This is a genomic window from Kocuria sp. UCD-OTCP (assembly GCF_000349605.1).
Classification (GTDB): Bacteria; Actinomycetota; Actinomycetes; order Actinomycetales; family Micrococcaceae; genus Kocuria; species Kocuria rosea.
The window spans coordinates 168,548-186,082 of sequence record NZ_AOSQ01000001.1 but is presented as its reverse complement, the minus strand read 5'-3'; the positions used below and the strand labels follow the sequence as shown (position 1 = coordinate 186,082).

The window sequence follows — 17,535 nt, the reverse complement described above, 5'->3', positions numbered from 1 at the left end:
GTCGCCCGGGTCGTCGGACGACCCGGGTCTCGCAGGCGATGGGCCCATCGGGCTGGTTCACGCTCTCCATGATCGGGGGTCTGGAACGCCTCACAGTCTATTTGCCGTCGGACGCCCCCACGTGACGACGCCCCACATTCCGGGCTGACGCACAGGTTCGGCGGTGCACCGGGGCATCGGGCCGGGGCCTACTGGAACACCGGCATCAGCAGTCCCAGGAGCACCAGGCCCGCCCCGCAGACCGCCAGCGCCCAGACCGGGCGGTGCGGGGTGCTCAGTCTCCACTGCTCGGGGTGCCGGGAGTGGAACCAGACGACGACCTCGGCCCCGGAGTCGGGAGCGGGCACCGGCGGGTGGTGCCAGGGCTCCTCGTGGATCTCATAGCGCGTGGTGTGCCAGCGCAGGCAGTGCGCCCCGTCCCGGAGGACGTGGATCGCCTCGGTCCGGTGCCACCGGACGTGCAGGCAGCGGATGATCACGGCCGCCGCCACCAGGGCCAGACCGGCGTTGGTCGCGGCGGCGCTGAGCACCTCGAGCAGGGCCGCTCCACTGAGTCCGGTCACGGCCCGAGCCTACTGGCGGGCTGCGCCGGTTCTCATCCGCCTTTCATCTTTCCCAGCCTTCTCCCGGCTGGGATTGCTAGATTTCCTGGTTCCTGCGGCCCTGTTGCTGGACCGCCCTGTGCACGAGTGAGATACGGAGATCATGAGCGCCCACTGCGACGCGCCCTGTGACAGACCCCGGCCTTCGGGCCGTGCAGATGTGACGAGGTGGTGGGGCTGATGGAAGTCCTGTCGATCCTCCTCGGGGTGGCCCTGATCGCCGCCTGCGGGGCCTTCGTGGCCGCCGAGTTCTCGCTGATCACCGTCAACCGCAACGACGTCGAGGCCGCAGCGGCCACGGGTGACCGCCGTTCGGGCGGGGTGCTGCGGGCGATGAAGACCCTGTCCACGCAGCTCTCCGGAGCGCAGCTGGGCATCACCGTGACGAACCTGGGCATCGGCTTCCTGGCCGAGCCGGCCATCGCCGCCCTGATCGTGGGCCCGCTCACCGACGCCGGGCTGTCCCCGGTGGCGGCCCGCTCCACCTCCGTCGTGCTGGCGCTGGTGCTGGCGACCGGCCTGACCATGATCTTCGGGGAGCTGGTGCCCAAGAACCTGGCCATCTCCAAGCCGCTGGCCACCGCGCGTGCGGTGAGCGGGTTCCAGCGCGGTTTCACCAGAGCCCTGGCCTGGCCGATCCGGCTGTTCAACGGCAACGCCAACCGCATCGTGCGCGCCCTCGGGGTGGAGCCGCAGGAGGAGCTGGCCTCGACCCGCTCCCCCGAGGAGCTCGCCGGGCTGGTGCGCCACTCCGCCGAGCGGGGGGCGCTGGCCGCGGCCACCGCCGAGCTGGTCGAGCGCTCCTTCGCCTTCGGCGACCGCCGCGCCCACGACGTGATGACCCCCCGGGGTCAGATGACCACCCTGGCCCCGGACGCGTCCGTGCACGAGCTGCTGGCCGCGGCCAAGGCCTCGGGGCACTCCCGCTTCCCCGTCCTCGACGCGGACGAGGGCGCGGTCCTGGGCCAGGTGCACGTGCGCCACGGCCTGGCCGTGCCCTACCGCGAGCGGAACGCCGTTACCGTGGGAGCGGTCATGGACGAGGTGACCTTCGTCCCGGACACGGTGGAGCTGGACGAGCTGATGGACACCCTGCGCGCCGGGGGCCTGCAGATGGCGGTGCTGATCGACGAGTTCGGCGACACCGCCGGGCTGGTCACCCTGGAGGACCTGGTCGAGGAGCTCGTCGGAGAGGTGCGCGACGAGCACGACCCCGAGCCGGAGCCGGTCACGGTGGAGGCGGACGGGTCCTGGGACCTCTCCGCGGCGCTGCGCCCGGACGAGGCGGCCGAGCACCTCGGCGCGGCGGTCCCCGAGCACGAGGACTACGAGACGCTCGCCGGGCTCGTGACCCTGCACCTGGGCCGGCTGGCCGAGGTCGGGGACCGGGTCACGGTGGCGGCCGCCCCCGCGCCGGGTGAACCGGAGGCCACGATCACCTTCGAGGTCACCGCGCTGGAGGCGCACCGCATCACCGCGGTGCACGCCCGCGTCCACCGCCCCGGTGACGGGACGGCACCCGAGGACGGCGCGGAGGACCGCGCCGTGGAAGTGCCCGCCCACCAGAAGGAGTCCGTCCGATGAGCGAGGTCACCGGCCTGATCCTGACCGTGGTGCTCCTGGGCGCCAACGCGTTCTTCGTCGGCGCGGAGTTCGCCCTGATCTCCGCCCGCCGCACCATCATCGAGCCCAGGGCGCTGTCCGGGTCCTGGGCCGCGAAGGTGACCCTGGGGGCCATGGAGAACGTCTCGCTGATGATGGCCGGCGCGCAGCTGGGCATCACCATCTGCTCCCTGGCCCTGGGCTACATCAGCGAACCGGCCATCGCCCACCTGCTGGAGGTGCCCTTCGCCGCGATCGGCGTCCCGGAGGCCTTCGTGCACCCCATCGCCTTCGCGATCGCACTGTCCCTGGTGACCTACCTGCACGTGGTGTTCGGGGAGATGGTGCCCAAGAACATCGCCCTGGCCGGCCCGGAGCGCATGGCCGTGGTCCTGGCCCCCGTCCTGGTCGGCATCGTCACCGCCCTGCGCCCGCTGCTGTGGCTGCTCAACGGCGTCGCCAACGTGATCCTGCGGCTGCTGAAGGTGGAGCCCAAGGACGAGGTCACCTCGGTGTTCACCCGTGACGAGGTCGCGGCCCTGGTCGAGGAGTCCCACCACGGCGGCCTGCTGGAGGCCAACGACGAGCGGCTGCTGCTGGGGGCCCTGACCTTCGAGCAGCGCAGCGTGACCGGGATCGTGATCCCGCTGGACGGGGTCACCACCCTGCCCGCCGGGGTCACGCCCGCCCAGGCCGAGACGGTGGCCGCCGGAGGGTTCTCCCGGTTCCCCATCTTCGACGTCTTCGGGGAGCTCGCCGGGTACGTGCACATCAAGGACCTGATCGAGATCGACGAGGCCGCCCGGGACACCCCGATCGACCCGTCCCTGATTCGCGCGCTGCCCACGATCGAGCGGGACATGCCCCTGCGCCGGGCCCTGGCCCTGATGCAGAACTCCGGGGCCCACCTCGGCCTCGTGCTCGACGAGCGCGGCAGGACCGAGGGCATCGTCACCCTGGAGGACATGCTCGAGGAGCTCGTCGGGCAGATCCGCGACGACAGCCGCACGCTCAGGACCGTCTGAGCCTGCGGGCGGAGGCACCAGCCCCACGCGCGGTCCCCGAGAGGCCGGCGGCGGACCCGGAGGTCGCCGGCGTCCGGCGGGCTCAGCCGGCGGGGCGACGGCGGGGCAGGTGGATCCGGAAGCTGGCGCCGCGGCCGGGACCGTCGCTGGTGGCCTCCAGCGTTCCGCCCTGGGCCTCGACCAGGGCCCTGCTGATCGCCAGGCCCAGCCCCGAGCCGCCGCGGTGGGCCTCCCGGCCGGTGTTCGCGCGGTAGAAGCGCTCGAAGACGTGCGGGAGGCTCTCCGCGCCGATGCCCTCCCCGGTGTCGGTGACGGTGTAGGTGACCGCCTCCGGGGTGTGGTCGGTGCTCAGGACGACGGTGCCCCCGGCCGGGGTGTGGCGCAGGGCGTTCTCCAGCAGGTTGCTCAGCACCTGGCCCATCCGCTCCGGGTCCAGCGGCACCGGGGCGGCCTCCGGGCCGGTGCTCAGCGCGGTGATGGACACGCCCTTGCCGGCGGCGTCGGGCTCGATGGCCGCGACCGCCAGGTCCGCCAGGTGCTGAGGGTCCTGGAGCGTGAGCTGCGGCCGGGTCATGCCCTCTTCGGCGGCCGTGAGCTGGCGGATGTCGCGGGCCAGGCGCTCCAGGCGGGTGATCTGGGCGTTGAGGATCCCGGTGGTGTGCTCGTCGAGGGCGACCACCCCGTCCTCGACTCCTTCCAGATGGCCCTTGAGGCTGGCCAGCGGGGTGCGCATCTCGTGGGCCAGGTCGGCGAGCATCTGGCGCCGCGTGGTGTCCACCGCACTGAGCTTGGCGGCCATCCCGTTGAAGGAGCCGGCCAGGGCGTCGAACTCCGGCCCCAGCGCGGCGGAGGTCACGCGCACGCCGTAATTGCCCGCGGCCACCTCTTCGGCCGCGGTGCTGAAGGACGCCAGGGACCGCCCGATGGTGCGGTAGAGGTAGAAGCTGAGCAGCCCGGCGATGCAGAGGGCCGTGAGCCCGCCGATGGCCAGGGCCATCAGACTCACCGAGCGGAAGGCGTCCTCCAGGTGATCCAGTCCGTCGGCCTCGTCGTAGTGACCGGCGTCGATGAGCTCTTCGTGGAACATGTCCGGCCCGACCAGGACCGCGGTGATCATCACGATCACCAGCCCGCTGAGCAGCACCGAGGTCTGTGCCAGCATCAACCGCACGGTCAGCGATCTCCATGACCGGGTCCGGGACGGGGCACTGGTGCTCACCGTCCGGCCCCCATCCGGTAGCCGACGCCGCGGATGGTCTGGATGAACTTCGGGCCGGCGGCCTCGTCGCCGAGCTTCTTGCGGATCCGCCCGATGTGCACGTCCACCAGGTGTGCGTCACCGGTCCAAGCGGCGTCCCAGACCATCTCCACCAGCTGCCGGCGCGAGAGCACCACCTGCGGGTGGGCCGCCAGGGCGGCCAGCAGGTCGAACTCGATCCGGGTCAGCGCCACCGGCTCCCCGCCCACGCGGACCTCCCGGGCGGCCTCGTCCACCACCAGGTCCCCGACCACGAGCTCCCGGTCCGGCCCCGCCGGGGCGGGTGCGGGGCCGGTGCGGGCCCGGCGCAGCATGGCCTGGACCCGGGCCACGAGCTCGCGCGGGCTGAACGGCTTGGTCACGTAGTCGTCGGCTCCCACCGACAGGCCCACGATCTTGTCGATCTCGTCGTCGCGGGCGGTGAGCATCAGCACGTGGCAGTCGGAGAAGGTCCGCACCTGACGGCACACCTCGACCCCGTCGATCCCGGGCAGCCCCAGATCCAGCACGAGGACCTGTGGCGCGAAGTCCCGCACGGCGGCCACCGCGTCGGTGCCGTCGTGCCGCACCGCGACGTCGAGTCCGGCCTTGCGCAGGTATCCCGCGACGAGCTGCGCCAGGTCGACCTCGTCGTCGACCACCAGCACACGACCCGCGGGAGGTGAGGACATCGTGGCTCCTTCGTCGGCGGCGCCCGCTCAGGTCCGGGCGGGGCCCGGGTCCACCGCGTCATGGTGCGGAGAGGCTGCGCCCACGGTGGTCCCCGTCGTCCTGTTCACGGTTCCCATTCTCCCCCACCGCGCCCGTGCGCGGTGGGGGACCGCCGGATCCGTCTCGGGACGGTCCATCACCTCGCGGGCGTCCCGGCGGAGGCGGCTGCGCAGCCCTAGGCGCAGTCCAGGGCGGTGCGCAGCGCCTCGAGGTTGTTGCGCATGACCTGCTGGTAGTCGGCGTTCTCGTCGGACTGGTTCTCCACCGGGTCCAGGACCGCCGTCTCGATCCCGTGCTCGGCCGCCAGGGTCTCGGCGACCTTCGGGTTGACCAGGGACTCCGAGAACACCGTGGTGACACCCTCGGCCTCGACCACCTTGCCGATCTCGGCCAGCCGGGCCGGGGAGGGCTCGGTGTCGGGGTCGAGCCCGGCGATGGCCACCTGCTCGAGGTCGTACTTGTCCGCCAGGTATCCGTAGGCGTCGTGGGAGACCACGATGGTGTCCCGCTCACAGGTGGCCAGCCCCGCGACGAACTCCTCGTCCAGGGCGGCCAGCTCCGTGGCCAGCTCCTCGGCGTTGGACTCGTAGGTCTCGGCGTTGTCCGGGTCGACCTCGGCCAGCTCGTGGGCGACCTCCGTGGCCACCGCGGCGAGCCGGTCGGGGTCCAGCCAGAAGTGCGGGTCCTCCCCGCCGTGGTCGTGCCCGTGGTCGTCCTCGGCGTGCGGCTCCTCGGCGGAGGCCTCGTCGCCGTGGGCCTCCTCGCTGTGCGCCTCCTCCGCGGCCCCGTGCTCCTCGGCGGAGTGGGCCTCCTCGCCCTCCACCCCGGCGTGCACCGCGTCGAGGGCGTGCTCGGGGGCGGCCTGGGCCACGGCGTCGTCGACCGCCGGCTGGAAACCGGAGAGGTACACCACGGCGTCCGCGGTGCGCAGTCCGTCGACGGCGGCCGGGGACAGCTCCAGGTCGTGCGGCTCGGCCCCGGCGGGGGTCAACGAGTCCACCTGCACGAGGTCCCCGCCGACGCGCTCGGTGACGTACTGCAGCGGGTAGAAGGAGGCCTGCACGCTCAGGGTCCCGCTCGATCCCCCGCCGGCGGCCGACGGGTCGCCCGAGCCGGAGGCGCAGGAGGACAGGGCGAGAGCGGCGGTCAGGGACAGCGGGACGGCGAGGGCACGCGACAGGGTCATGAGAACAATTCTCAGTTAATCTGAGAATCATTGTCAAAACGGCCGCGATGGGCCGACCCTCAGACGTCGTGCCGGCACGCCTCGCAGGTCCCGTGGAGCTCGATGGCGTGGGAGACCTCGGTGAACCCGTGCCGGCGGGCGGTCTGGGCGGCCCACCGCTCGACGGCGGTCTCGGCCACCTCCACGGTGCGGCCGCAGCGGCGGCACACCAGGTGGTGGTGGTGCTCGGTGCGCCGGCACCGGCGGTACCGGGTCTCCCCGCCGGGGGCGGCGAGGGCGTCGACCTCCCCGGCCTCGGCCAGGGCGCCGAGGTTGCGGTAGACGGTGGCGAGGGAGACGGACTCCCCCTGCTCCCCCAGCAGGGCGTGGAGCTGCTGGGCGGAGCGGAACTCCGGGGTCCGTTCGAGCAGCTCGGCCAGGGCGGAGCGCTGCCGGGTGGTCCGGGACACGGTCACGCCCCTCGCAGCTGGAGGTCGTCCTCGACGTCGTGGAGGCGATCCGGCGCGCCGTGGCGCCGGGCGCGCCCCAGGAGGGGGCGGAGGAGCAGCGCCAGCACGTAGCAGGCGATGGCCAGCACCACGATCGTGGCCCCGGGGGACAGCGGGTGGAAGTAGGTGATGGACAGGCCGGTGACGCAGACCCCGACCCCGACGGCCATGGCCGTCCCCATGGTCCCGGCGAAGGAGCGGGTGACCAGCTGGGCCACGGCCACCGGGACGATCATCACGGCGGAGACCAGGAGGACGCCGACCACGCGCATCGACACGGAGACGGTCAGGGCGGCCATGACGGCCACCATGATGTTCAGCGCCCGCACCGGCAGACCGGTGGCGAGGGCGAACTCCTCGTCGTGGCACAGGGAGAACAGCGCCGGGCGCAGTCCGAGCCCGAGGCCGAGGACCACCGCGGCCAGCCCGGCGGTGAGCCAGACGTCCAGGGGGGTGACGGTGGCGATGGACCCGAAGAGGTAGCCGGTGAGGTTCGCCGACGTGCCGCCGGCCAGCCCGATCAGCAGCACGCCGCCGGCGATGCCGCCGTAGAACAGCAGGGCCAGCGCCACGTCGCCACTGGTGCGCCCCTTGGTGCGCATCACCTCGATGAGCACCGCGCCGATGACCGCGGCGACCACCGCCCCGGGCACGGCGAGGGCGTCGTGCGGGGTGAGTCCGGCCGCCGAGCCGGCCAGCCAGCCCATGGCCACCCCGGTCAGCGCGACGTGGCCGATGCCGTCGCCGAGCAGCGCCAGGCGCCGCTGGACCAGGTAGGTGCCGATGACCGGCGCGGAGACGCCCACGAGGGCGGCGATCAGCAGGCCGCGCTGCATCAGCGGACTGGCCAGCATGGCGGCGAGGGTCTCGATCATGGTCACTGGGGCTTTCCGTGGAGATCGGGGGCGGTCGGGACGGCGGAGTGCTCGTCCCCGTGGGGGTGCAGGTGCTCGTGATCGGGGGCGTCGTGCCCGGGGGCCGGCAGCGGAGGGCTGCCGTCGTGGACGATGCGCCCGTGGCGCAGCACCACGGCGCGGTCCAGCAGCGGGGCCAGCTCGCCCAGCTCGTGGAGCACCACCAGGAGCGTGGTGCCGTCGGCCTGCAGCTGCGCCAGGATGCGGGCCATGGCCTCCTTGGAGACCTGGTCCACCCCGGACAGGGGCTCGTCCAGCAGCAGCAGCCGGGGCCGCCGCACCAGCGCCCGGGCGATCAGCACCCGCTGCTGCTGGCCGCCGGAGAAGATCGCCACGCTCTCGCCCGCCCGGTCGGCCAGTCCCACCTGCTCCAGGGCGTCGAGGCACGCGCGCCGGGCCCCGGGGCCGGGGCGGAGGCGCCGGCGTCCCGTCAGCCCCGAGGCCACGACCTCGAGCGCGGTGGCCGGCACCCCGGCGCCGACGCCGACGCGCTGAGGGACGTAGCCGATGCGCGACCACGGCACGGCCCGGCGCGCGCCGGTGACGTCGGCGCCGAACAGCCGGGCCTCGCCGGAGTCGACGGGCACGATCCCGAGCAGGGACTTGATGAGGGTCGACTTCCCGGAGCCGTTGCCGCCCATCAGGGCCACGGCCTCGCCCTCGGCCACAGCGAGGTCGACCCCGCGCAGCACCGGAGTGGCGCCGAGGACCACGGTGAGGTCCTCCGTGCGGATCGCCGAGCGGTCCGCGGGGGCCGGTGCCTCCGGCGTGGATCGAAGTTTCATGAGAGCCATTCTCAAGAAAATGAGAACGATGGTCAATTCGGCACCGGTTCCGCGGCGGACCGGTGCCGCCGGGATCAGCGCCGCGCCGGCTGCACGGCGGACCGCACGGCGTCCTCCCCCCGGCGCGGAACGGACAGCGCGGCAGGAGACGCCGTGGCGGCAGGTCCCGTCTCGGCAGGTCCCGCCTCGGCAGGCCCCCGCCCAGGACGGACCGTCCGCCTCGCGACGTCGGCGCTGGAGAGTGAGACTGCCAGGACGGAGGCGAGCACCAGGGCACCCGCGGGCCCGAGCACGGTCCAGGGGGCGCGCTCGACGTAGCCGATGCCCTCGGCCAGCAGCAGCCCCCACTCCGGGGCCGGCGGCTGCTGCCCCAGGCCCAGGAAGCCGAGGCCGGCAATGGCCAGGGCGGTGCCGGGCAGGCGCAGGACCGCGTGCCGGGTCACCTCCGGCAGCAGGGTGGGCAGGACGGTCCCGGCCAGGATGCGGGTCCGGCCCACCCCGAGCAGGGGCAGCACCCGGACGTAGGGCCGGGCCGAGATCTCGGCCACGAGGGCGGCGGTGTGGGCGGCCAGCGGTGCCCAGCTCACCAGGGTGACGGCCAGGGCGGCTCCGGCCGCGGAGGGGCCGGCCACCGCCACGACGAGGATGCCGGCGATGATCGGCGGTGCCGCGTTGGTGACCTCGACCGGCCCGGTGGACCACGTCCCGGTCATCCCGACGGCCAGACCGATGACCAGGCAGGCGGCGACCACGACCAGGGCCAGGCCCAGGGTGTCCAGGGCGCCGTGGCCCACGCGCGCCAGCACGTCGCGGCCGGACGCGTCGGCCCCCAGCGGGAGCGCCCAGGAGGGCGCTTCGAGCCGCCCGTGGGCGGAGGCGTAGGGGTCCCGGAGCAGTCCGGCGACGACGAGCCACAGCAGCAGGGCCCCCGAGACGACCGGCACCGTCCACCACGCCCGGCGCCGCCCCGGGGGCGGCCCGGGGACGGGCAGGTCCCCGGAGCGGGCGGCCGGCCCCAGCAGCGCCCGGCGGGCCAGGGCGGCCAGGGCACCGCACAGCGCGGCGAGCACGAGCAGGAGCAGGATCCCCGCCTGCAGGGCGGGGATGTCCTGGGCCGCCGCGGCCCCGAGCAGGGTCCGGCCCAGGCCGGGGATCGCGAAGACCTCCTCGACCGGCACCGCCCCGCCGGTGAGCCCGACGACGACGAGAGCGATCTGCCCGATCACCCCGGGCAGGGCCCGGTGCAGCGCCGCGAGCGCGATCCGCGGCCGGGAGTGCCCGGCCACGGCCCAGGTGTGCACCCAGCGCTCGGTGAAGGCGCCGGCCAGGGCGGTCGAGAGCAGCCGGCCGATCAGCCCGCCCCCGGGCAGGCCGAGCGCCAGGGCCGGGAGCACCACGTGCTCGGGCCCCTGCCATCCGTAGGGCGGGAGCCAGCCCGCCCAGACGGCCACGACGATCAGCAGCACCGCCGCCAGCAGGAACTCCGGCAGCGCGGTCAGCGCGGCGGCCGCCGCCCCGGCCCCGCGGACGGGGCGCCCGGCGAGCCCGCTGCGGACGGTGGGCACACAGGTCACGGCGGCCACGAGCAGGGCGACGAGCAGGGCCGCGCCCATCAGCGTCAGGGACACCCCCATGGACTCCAGGACGCCGGGCAGGACCGGGCGCCCGCTGATCCAGGAGGTGCCGAGGTCCCCGGTGAGGACGCCGGACGCCCAGTCGGCGAAGACGGCCACCGGGCCGCCGTCCAGGCCCAGCTCGGTCCGGATCTGGGCCAGCACCTCCGGGGTGGCCGGCCGGTCCGCGTAGCGGGCGCGCAGCACCGTGTACTCCGGGCTGCTGCCCGAGAGCCACGGCAGGGCCCCGATCAGCACGACGACGGCGGCGAAGGCCGCGGCGCGGGAGATCAGGGCCTCAGCCCCTCCCCGTCCCCTCACTCGGCCCGTCACTCGGAGACGGCGGTCTCGGCCGTGATCAGCTCGCGCTCGCGCGGATCGCGGACCGCGCCCTCCACGCCGTCCTGCTCACCCTGGATGACGCGCTCGTGGAGCATCGGGATCGCCGCGTCCTCGGCCAGGATCGCCGCTTCGGCGGCCATGATCGCCTCCTGGCGCTCCTCGCCGGGAGCGGCCTGCTCCGCGGCGGTCAGGGCGTCGTCGACGGCCCCGGAGCAGAACCGGGAGAGGTTGAACGAGCCCTCGCAGCCGAAGTCGCTCACCATGTAGGCCACTGGGTCGCCCGAGTCGAGCACCGTGGCGCGGGAGAGGACGAAGGCGTCGAAGTCGCCGTCCAGGGCGTCGGCCTCGATGTACTGGTACTCGCGCACCTCGAGCTCCACCTCGAAGCCGGCGGCCTCGAGCTGCTGCTGGAGCTGGACGGCGACCTCGGGCAGCTCGGCCCGGTCGGTGAAGGTGCCGATGGTGATCTTCCGCCCGGCCGGGTCCCCGGCCTCGGCGCGGTCGGCCAGCGCCTCGCGGTAGGCGTCGGTGTCCCGGCCCTCCGCGGCGTAGGGGATCGCCGGGCCCAGCAGTCCCGCGGCCGCGTCGGCCCGGCCCTCGTAGACCCCGTCCACGATGCGCTGCGGGTCCAGGGCCTCCCGGGCGGCGGCGCGCAGGGCGGGGTCGGCGAACGGCCCGTCCTCGGTGTTGAGGTAGAGCGTGTTGGTGCGCGGCATCGGCACCTCCTCGAGGAGGTCCTCCTCGACCTGGGCGGCCTGGCCCACGGGCACGGCCTCGACGACGTCGGCCTCGCCGGTGCGCAGCGCGGCGGCCCGGGCGGTGCCGTCGGGCACAAAGGACACGTCGATGCCGGCCGCCGCCGCGGCGCCGGCCCAGTGGTCGTCGTAGCGCTCCAGGGTGGCCCCGGAGGTGCCGTCCACGGCGGTGAGCTCGAACGGACCCGTGCCGTGGCCCACCGGGGTCACGGCGGTGCCCTCGTAGGCGGCCGGGGCCAGGACCGACAGCTGCGGGCTGGACAGCCGCTGCGGGACCAGCGGGTCTGTCCCGGCGGTGGTGACCCGCACGGTGTCGCCCTCGGCCGCCACGCTCATCTCCACCCCGTCGAGGATGCGCGGGGCCGGCTCCGCCTCCACCGCCCGGGCCAGGGAGGCGGCGGCGTTCTCCGCGGTGAGCTCGGTGCCGTCGTGGAAGGTGACGCCGTCCCGGATCGTGAAGGACCAGGTGGTGTCGTCGAGCTGCTCCCACGCGGTGGCCAGCATCGGCTGGGCGTCCCCGGCCTCGTCCAGCCGGACCAGCGTCTCGGCGGTGGACCAGCGGGAGAGCTTGAAGGCGTCGTCACTCAGCGGGGACAGCCCCGAGCGCGGCGGCTGCAGCATGGCGAGCTCGATCCGGCCGTCGGTCGAGCCGCCGGCTCCCCCGGCGGAGGAGGTGCCGGAGCCCTCGGCGAAGCAGCCGGTGAGCAGCAGCAGGCTGACCGCGGCGAGGCCGGTGCGGCGAGCGGCGGGACCGGGAGCGGAGGGGCGGGGTGGCATCAGGAGGCCCTTTCGGTGTGGTGATCGGTGGTGGGTGACAGGGATGGTGCGGCCGCCGGCTCAGGGGGCCAGGTGCGGAACCGCATCCACCAGCTCCTGCGTGGTCGGGTGGCGCGGCGTCTCGAGGAGCCGGTCGACGGGGCCCTCCTCCACCACCTGCCCGTGGTCGAGCACCAGCGCGCGGCGGCACAGGAAGCGGACCGCGGTGAGGTCGTGGGAGACGAACAGCAGCCCCAGTCCCTCTTGGACGTGCTGCTCCTTGAGCAGGTCCAGCACCTGGTGGCGCAGCGGCAGGTCGAGGCCGCTGACCGCCTCGTCGGCCAGGAGGATCCGCGGCCGGGTCACCAGGGCCCGGGCGATCGCCACGCGCTGGGCCTGACCGCCGGAGAGCTCGTGGGCGCGCCGGTCCAGGTGCTCGGCGCCCAGGCCGACCCGCTCCAGGGCGTCCCGGACCATTGGGGCGTGGTCGCCCGCGATGCCGAAGCGGCGCAGCGGTTCCCGCAGCTGGCGTTCGACGCTGCGCCGCGGGTCCAGGCTGGACGCGGGGTCCTGCGGGACGTACTGCACGGCCTGCCTGGCCCGCCGGAGCTGCTGCCGGCCGGTCAGGGGAACGCCGTCGAAGAGGATCTCGCCCCGGTCTGGGCGCTCGACGCCCAGCAGCAGGGACAGCAGCGTGGACTTGCCCGATCCGGAGGGGCCGACCAGGCCCAGCGACTCCCCATCGCGCACCGCGAGGTCGACGCCGCGCACCGCGGCCACGGCGCCGGAGCGCGTGCCGTAGCTCCTGGTGAGCCCGACACCGTGCAGTACGGCGGGTTCCGCCGCCCGGCTCACGAGGCCACGCCCAGCGGGGCGGCAACCGGCGGAGCCGCAGCGGAACGGAGACCGGTGCGGGCGGCCTCGACCAGGGCCGCCGTGAAGGGCGCCTGCGGCGATCCGACCACCTGCTGGATCGGACCGGACTCGACGACCCGTCCCCGGTCCAGGACGACGACGTCGTCGCACAGGTCGGCGGCGACCGCCAGGTCGTGGGTGACGAACAGCAGCCCGCCGCGGCCTGCGCCGGTGCACCGGCGCAGGGCCTCGACCACGTGGCGCTGGCTGATCATGTCCAGCGCCGTGGTCGGCTCGTCGGCCACCAGCAGGTCCGGTGCGGCGGCCATGGCGAGCGCCAGGCACACCCGCTGCCGCTGCCCGCCCGACAGCTGGGAGGGGTGGGCCCGCAGGATCCGCGCCGGGTCCTCGAAGCCGACCTCGCGGAGCAGATCCGCCACGACCCGGCCGGCGGCCGCCGCACCGAGCCGGCGCCGGCGGGCCACGGCGGGCAGCAGCTGCCGGTCCAGGCGCACCACGGGGTTCAGCGCGGCCTGGGAGTCCTGGAAGACCGCGGCCATTCCCGGACGCCGCCCGGGAGCCTGCCGCCACGGCAGCTCACGGCCGGCGGCGCGCAGGGAGCCCTGCACGCCGAAGTGGTGTCCGAGCAGACCCAGCAGGGCCAGGACCGTCAGGGACTTCCCCGAGCCCGAGGCGCCGAGCAGGGCCACCCGCCGACCCGGGGGCACCTGGAAGCCCACACCCTGCAGCAGCGGCCGTCCGGCCAGGGCCACGTCGAGCCCCCGCACGTCCACTCCGGTCGCACCGCGCATGCTTCCCCCTTGCCAAAACCGGTCTCAACGAGTTCTTATGGTAATGAGTTTCATTCTCAACAACAAAACCGGCGGCAGCGCGTTTAGGAGCCGCCGGTCCGCCACCTCGTTCGCCGACCCAGGAGGGCACCCGATGACCCGCAAGAGCGCCCCGCGCAGGACCAGCACCGACGCCAGCGGTCCCCTGGTCGCGGTCTGCCAGGGTCACCGGTGCGCCGGCCTGCGCCGGATGACCGGGACCGCCGAGCAGGCGGAGGACCTCCAGGAGGTGGTCAGGGGCACGGCCGGGGCCGTCCTGATCTCGTCCCCGTGCCTGGGCCGGTGCGAGATGGCCGCGCTGGTCGCCGTCGCACGGCGGGACGGGCCCAGCGGGCACGTGGGTCCCACCGTGTGGCTGAGCGGGCTGGAGGACGTCCAGCGGGCGGAGGCGCTGAACCGCTGGGTCGCCTCCGGCGGTCCGCAGCGGATCCACCAGCCCGAGCACGGCGCACCGCCGTCCTTGCGGGACGCCGTGAGCGGCTTCGGCCCCCCGCCCGCCGTGTCCCGCCGCACCCGCTGAGCCGTCAGCGCGGCGGAGGCGGGACGCTCGGCTCGGCGAGGCCGGAGCACGCGCCGGAGACGGAGAGACGGCCCCGGCGTGACCGGCAGCGGCGGCCGGCGCCGACCGGTTCGTCCGCCCCCTCCGTGGCCGGGGGTTTCTTCACGGAATCTTCAACGCCCAGGACTTCACGACGCCGGATCGGCAGTTTACTGTCGGTTGCACGGCGGTCCGGTTCCGACCGGTCCGCACCACGGCAGGACGGACGAAGGAGCGAGACCATGACCCACGTGACCTCGATGCTCGAGACCTACCCGAAGGACCTGGGGAACATCGACCGGCAGAAGCTGGCCGAGTGCATCGCGGCGTGCTTCGAGTGCGCCCAGACCTGCACCGCCTGCGCCGACGCCTGCCTGGCCGAGGACATGGTCGCGGAGCTGACCGAGTGCATCCGCAAGAACCTCGACTGCGCCGACGTCTGCGCCGCCACCGGCAAGGCACTCTCCCGTCAGACCGGCAACAACGCCGAGGTCGGCCGGGCCCTGCTCGAGGCGTGCCGCACCGCGTGCAAGGCCTGCGGGGACGAATGCGCCGAGCACGCCGAGATGCACGAGCACTGCAAGGTCTGCGCCGAGGCCTGCCGCCGCTGCGAGCAGGCCTGCGCCGACCTCCTCACCTCGATGGGCTGAGCCCGGCGGGGCGCCGGTCCGGGCGCGGCGCGGATCCGCGCACCGGGCTTCCCCACTCTCGCCGGGCCTCAGCGGGCCTCAGCGGGCCTCGAGAGTGCCCATCATGCCGAGGTCCTCGTGGTCGAGGATGTGGCAGTGGTAGACGCTGCGGCCGGCGAAGTCGTCGAAGGCCACCCGGACCGTCACCTCCCCGAAGGCCGGGACGTTGACCACGTCCTGCCACTGCGGCCCGGAGACCTCCTGGCCCGCCTCGGCCACGACCTGCATCGGCCACACGTGCAGGTGCACCGGATGGTCCATGGGGCTGGAGTTGGTCAGGGTCCACTCCTCCACGGTGCCCACCCGGACCCGCTGGTCGGTGCGCCCGGCGTCGAACTCCCGGCCGTCGATCGTGAAGGACATCATCTGCCCGGGGCCGCGCATGCCGCCCATCATCCCGCCCATGCCCATGCCCATGCCCATGGCGAAGTCCAGGGTGCGCCGGGCCTCGACCGGCTCCTCGCGCAGGTCCCGCAGCGCCGGCCCGGCGGGCACGGGCCCGGTCGGCTCGACCGGGTCCCCGGTGACCTCCAGGGTGAGCAGCTCGATCGGCTCGTCGTTGCCGGGGCCGTCCCCCGGCATGGCCCCGCCCATCATTCCGTCCATGCTGCCGCGGTCCACCGGGGTGGCCACCAGGACGGAGGTGCCAGCCCGGGCGTCCACCAGCAGCTCCACCCGGTTGCCCGGCGCCAGGGTCACGTCGGTGACCTCGAGCGCCTCGGGCAGCCGGCCGACGTCACGGCCGGAGAGCCGCAGGCCCTGCCCGTCCAGGCTCAGGCGCAGGAACCGGGACGGGCAGGCGTTGACGACCCGCCACAGCTCCCGCTCCCCCGGTGCCGCGCTGGCCCCGGGACGGACCTGACCGTTGACCAGCACGATCTGCCCCTCCCGGCCCATCATCCGCTCGGGCGGGGACACCTCGGCCGGCTCCCCGGAGGCGTCCAGGGTGAGGTCGGAGATCACCAGCACCCGCTCCCGGGCCACCGGGACGGGGTCGGGGTCCTCGACCACGATGGCCCCGTAGAGCCCGGCGGCGAGCTGGTCGGCCACGTGCCCGTGGTGGTGCGGGTGGTACCAGTAGGTGCCCGGCGGGTGGTCGTCCGGGAGGGCGAACTCGTAGTCGAAGGAGTCCCCGGGGGCGATGCTCACGAAGGGGTTGTCCCCGTTGCCCTCTGGGGAGACGTGCAGACCGTGCACGTGCAGGTTCGTCGGGTCGTCCATGCCGTTGGTCATCGCCACCCGGAGCGTGTCGCCGGGGCGGACCCGCAGGGTGGGCCCGGGCAGGGAGCCGTTGAACGCCTGCACGTGCGCGGTCCGCGCCCCGATCCGCACCCGGGCGGGGGCCGCCGCCAGGGCCAGGTCCAGGGCCCCGTCCCGGCTGGACAGCACCTCGGGCTGCAGCAGCTCCCGGCCGCCGCCGATGGCCTCACCCCCGCCGCCGGTCCACCACAGCCCGGCCCCGCCCACGGCCGCGGCGCCGGCGCCGGCCGCGCCCAGGGCCAGCAGCTGCCGGCGGGTCAGCGGGCTCACCGGTCGCCCTCCTCCAGGGTCCGCAGCCGCTCCCGGAACTCCTCGGTGCTGATCTCCCCGCGCGCGTAGCGCTCCTCGAGGATCTCCCGGGACCGGCGCGGGCCGGCACCCGTCGGCGGCGCGGAACCGCCCTGCCGGGTCCCGCCGCCCGAGTTCCCGGTGAGCAGCTTCACGAGCACGACGACCAGTACGACCGTGCCCACGACGAGCAGGAGCCAGAAGATCCACATCCAGCCCATGCCCCCTCCCATGCCGTCGCCCCACATCATCGCGGTCCTCCTTCGATCGGTCGGTCGGCTTCCGCCGGCGGCCGCCCGTGGGCGACGACGCCGGTCACCGGGGCGGTCAGGAACCGTCCGGCAGCTCCTGGAGCATCTGCTCCATCTCGGCGATCTCCGCCTCCTGGTCTGCGACCACCTGGCGGGCGAGCTCGACGGCCTGCGGGTTCTGCCCCTGCTCGACCTGGTCCTGGGCCATCTCGACCGCGCCCTCGTGGTGGACGGTCATCTGCTCCAGGTACAGCTGGGCGGCCCCGGCGCCCTGGGCGTCCTCGAGGGCGGACATGTCCTCCTCGCTCATCATCCCGCTCATGCCCGCCCCGGAGCCGTGGTCCATGCCGTCCATGTCCTCGGCGTCGGCCAGGGGCTCGGCCTCCCAGGCGGTGAGCATGTCGTTCATGCGCTCGATCTCCGGGCCCTGGGCGTCGATGACTCTCTGGGCGAACTCGGCGACCTCGGCCGGGACGTCGTCCTTGGCCAGCAGCATCTCGCTCATCTCCACGGCCTGCTCGTGGTGCGGGAGCATCATCTGGGCGAACATCACGTCCGCGTCGTTGTGCTCGGCGGCGATCGGCTCGCCGGAGGCCGCACCGGTGCTGGTGGCCGCAGGGGCGGAGGCCGCGGGGGCAGCGGTCTCCGCGTCCGTGCCGGCGCCCTCCTGGGCGCCGCTGGTGCCGCAGCCGGCCAGGGCGAGGGCCGAGGCCAGGGCGAGGGTGGTGAGGGTGGTGGAACGCTTCACGGTGGGTGTCCTTCTCTT

At 74.3% G+C, this 17,535-nt stretch carries 18 protein-coding genes; 4 read left to right on the top strand and 14 right to left on the bottom strand.

Annotation, left to right across the window (positions count from 1 at the left end; all coding sequences use genetic code 11):
• Window positions 1–188: 188 nt before the first annotated feature.
• Window positions 189–563: a hypothetical protein gene (locus H488_RS20210; protein WP_017831887.1), complete on the bottom strand. Its 375-nt coding sequence runs from the start codon at window positions 561–563 to the stop codon at window positions 189–191.
• 219 nt (window positions 564–782) lie between these two features.
• On the opposite strand from H488_RS20210, the gene H488_RS20205 reads away from it, so the two are divergent.
• Both H488_RS20205 and H488_RS20200 read left to right on the top strand, forming a co-directional pair.
• Window positions 783–2,186 (top strand): hemolysin family protein, encoded by a 1,404-nt coding sequence (locus H488_RS20205; RefSeq protein WP_031282194.1) that lies wholly within the window; start codon window positions 783–785, stop codon window positions 2,184–2,186.
• Complete coding sequence (locus H488_RS20200) at window positions 2,183–3,229, top strand: hemolysin family protein (RefSeq protein ID WP_017831885.1); 1,047 nt, start codon at window positions 2,183–2,185, stop codon at window positions 3,227–3,229. Before H488_RS20205 ends, H488_RS20200 begins: the two co-directional genes overlap by 4 nt.
• A gap of 82 nt (window positions 3,230–3,311) precedes the next feature.
• Here the strand turns inward: H488_RS20200 and H488_RS20195 are convergent, their stop codons facing one another.
• The 10 genes from H488_RS20195 to H488_RS20150 all read right to left on the bottom strand — a co-directional run bounded on the left by H488_RS20195 (window position 3,312) and on the right by H488_RS20150 (window position 13,704).
• Window positions 3,312–4,391 carry a sensor histidine kinase gene (locus H488_RS20195; RefSeq protein ID WP_017831884.1) on the bottom strand — a complete coding sequence of 360 codons (1,080 nt, stop codon included), beginning with the start codon at window positions 4,389–4,391 and terminating at the stop codon, window positions 3,312–3,314.
• Window positions 4,392–4,444: 53 nt separating this feature from the next.
• On the bottom strand, window positions 4,445–5,158 hold the full coding sequence (locus tag H488_RS20190) for a response regulator transcription factor (RefSeq protein WP_031282190.1): 714 nt from the start codon (window positions 5,156–5,158) through the stop codon (window positions 4,445–4,447).
• Between the two features lie 215 nt (window positions 5,159–5,373).
• Entirely contained in the window at window positions 5,374–6,384 is a 1,011-nt protein-coding gene (locus tag H488_RS20185) for a metal ABC transporter substrate-binding protein (protein WP_017831882.1), read from the bottom strand.
• A 59-nt stretch (window positions 6,385–6,443) separates the two neighbouring features.
• Entirely contained in the window at window positions 6,444–6,839 is a 396-nt protein-coding gene (locus H488_RS20180) for a Fur family transcriptional regulator (RefSeq protein WP_017831881.1), read from the bottom strand.
• Complete coding sequence (locus H488_RS20175; protein WP_035924571.1) at window positions 6,836–7,747, bottom strand: metal ABC transporter permease; 912 nt, start codon at window positions 7,745–7,747, stop codon at window positions 6,836–6,838. Before H488_RS20175 ends, H488_RS20180 begins: the two co-directional genes overlap by 4 nt.
• A gap of 2 nt (window positions 7,748–7,749) precedes the next feature.
• A complete protein-coding gene (locus H488_RS20170; RefSeq protein WP_017831879.1) occupies window positions 7,750–8,571 on the bottom strand; it encodes a metal ABC transporter ATP-binding protein in 822 nt (273 codons plus the stop codon).
• Window positions 8,572–8,645: 74 nt separating this feature from the next.
• On the bottom strand, window positions 8,646–10,505 hold the full coding sequence (locus tag H488_RS20165; RefSeq protein WP_017831878.1) for an ABC transporter permease subunit: 1,860 nt from the start codon (window positions 10,503–10,505) through the stop codon (window positions 8,646–8,648).
• Window positions 10,506–10,513: 8 nt separating this feature from the next.
• Window positions 10,514–12,058, bottom strand: a complete 1,545-nt coding sequence (locus tag H488_RS20160; RefSeq protein ID WP_017831877.1) for an ABC transporter substrate-binding protein — start codon at window positions 12,056–12,058, stop codon at window positions 10,514–10,516.
• A 60-nt stretch (window positions 12,059–12,118) separates the two neighbouring features.
• Entirely contained in the window at window positions 12,119–12,892 is a 774-nt protein-coding gene (locus H488_RS20155; RefSeq protein WP_150110239.1) for an ABC transporter ATP-binding protein, read from the bottom strand.
• Window positions 12,889–13,704 carry an ATP-binding cassette domain-containing protein gene (locus H488_RS20150; protein ID WP_031282187.1) on the bottom strand — a complete coding sequence of 272 codons (816 nt, stop codon included), beginning with the start codon at window positions 13,702–13,704 and terminating at the stop codon, window positions 12,889–12,891. Before H488_RS20150 ends, H488_RS20155 begins: the two co-directional genes overlap by 4 nt.
• A 133-nt stretch (window positions 13,705–13,837) precedes the next feature.
• Between H488_RS20150 and H488_RS35875 the strand changes: the two genes are divergently transcribed.
• Window positions 13,838–14,263: a hypothetical protein gene (locus H488_RS35875; protein WP_017831874.1), complete on the top strand. Its 426-nt coding sequence runs from the start codon at window positions 13,838–13,840 to the stop codon at window positions 14,261–14,263.
• Between the two features lie 260 nt (window positions 14,264–14,523).
• Window positions 14,524–14,931 (top strand): four-helix bundle copper-binding protein, encoded by a 408-nt coding sequence (locus tag H488_RS20145; RefSeq protein ID WP_017831873.1) that lies wholly within the window; start codon window positions 14,524–14,526, stop codon window positions 14,929–14,931.
• Window positions 14,932–15,009: 78 nt separating this feature from the next.
• Here the strand turns inward: H488_RS20145 and H488_RS20140 are convergent, their stop codons facing one another.
• The 3 genes from H488_RS20140 to H488_RS20130 all read right to left on the bottom strand — a co-directional run bounded on the left by H488_RS20140 (window position 15,010) and on the right by H488_RS20130 (window position 17,517).
• Entirely contained in the window at window positions 15,010–16,500 is a 1,491-nt protein-coding gene (locus H488_RS20140) for a multicopper oxidase family protein (RefSeq protein WP_017831872.1), read from the bottom strand.
• Complete coding sequence (locus H488_RS20135) at window positions 16,497–16,769, bottom strand: SHOCT domain-containing protein (protein ID WP_017831871.1); 273 nt, start codon at window positions 16,767–16,769, stop codon at window positions 16,497–16,499. The genes H488_RS20140 and H488_RS20135 overlap by 4 nt, the downstream gene beginning before the upstream one ends.
• A 76-nt stretch (window positions 16,770–16,845) precedes the next feature.
• Window positions 16,846–17,517 (bottom strand): DUF305 domain-containing protein, encoded by a 672-nt coding sequence (locus H488_RS20130; RefSeq protein WP_017831870.1) that lies wholly within the window; start codon window positions 17,515–17,517, stop codon window positions 16,846–16,848.
• Window positions 17,518–17,535 lie beyond the last annotated feature (18 nt).

What these genes read in the sequence shown, in the direction of transcription:
- H488_RS20160 (WP_017831877.1), bottom strand. Translation starts at nt 12,058, where the DNA reads ATGCCACCCCGCCCCTCCGCTCCCGGTCCCGCCGCTCGCCGCACCGGC.
- H488_RS20200 (WP_017831885.1), top strand. Translation starts at nt 2,183, where the DNA reads ATGAGCGAGGTCACCGGCCTGATCCTGACCGTGGTGCTCCTGGGCGCC.
- H488_RS20185 (WP_017831882.1), bottom strand. Translation starts at nt 6,384, where the DNA reads ATGACCCTGTCGCGTGCCCTCGCCGTCCCGCTGTCCCTGACCGCCGCT.
- H488_RS35875 (WP_017831874.1), top strand. Translation starts at nt 13,838, where the DNA reads ATGACCCGCAAGAGCGCCCCGCGCAGGACCAGCACCGACGCCAGCGGT.
- H488_RS20205 (WP_031282194.1), top strand. Translation starts at nt 783, where the DNA reads ATGGAAGTCCTGTCGATCCTCCTCGGGGTGGCCCTGATCGCCGCCTGC.
- H488_RS20145 (WP_017831873.1), top strand. Translation starts at nt 14,524, where the DNA reads ATGACCCACGTGACCTCGATGCTCGAGACCTACCCGAAGGACCTGGGG.
- H488_RS20190 (WP_031282190.1), bottom strand. Translation starts at nt 5,158, where the DNA reads ATGTCCTCACCTCCCGCGGGTCGTGTGCTGGTGGTCGACGACGAGGTC.
- H488_RS20170 (WP_017831879.1), bottom strand. Translation starts at nt 8,571, where the DNA reads ATGAAACTTCGATCCACGCCGGAGGCACCGGCCCCCGCGGACCGCTCG.
- H488_RS20135 (WP_017831871.1), bottom strand. Translation starts at nt 16,769, where the DNA reads ATGATGTGGGGCGACGGCATGGGAGGGGGCATGGGCTGGATGTGGATC.
- H488_RS20175 (WP_035924571.1), bottom strand. Translation starts at nt 7,747, where the DNA reads ATGATCGAGACCCTCGCCGCCATGCTGGCCAGTCCGCTGATGCAGCGC.
- H488_RS20195 (WP_017831884.1), bottom strand. Translation starts at nt 4,391, where the DNA reads ATGCTGGCACAGACCTCGGTGCTGCTCAGCGGGCTGGTGATCGTGATG.
- H488_RS20150 (WP_031282187.1), bottom strand. Translation starts at nt 13,704, where the DNA reads ATGCGCGGTGCGACCGGAGTGGACGTGCGGGGGCTCGACGTGGCCCTG.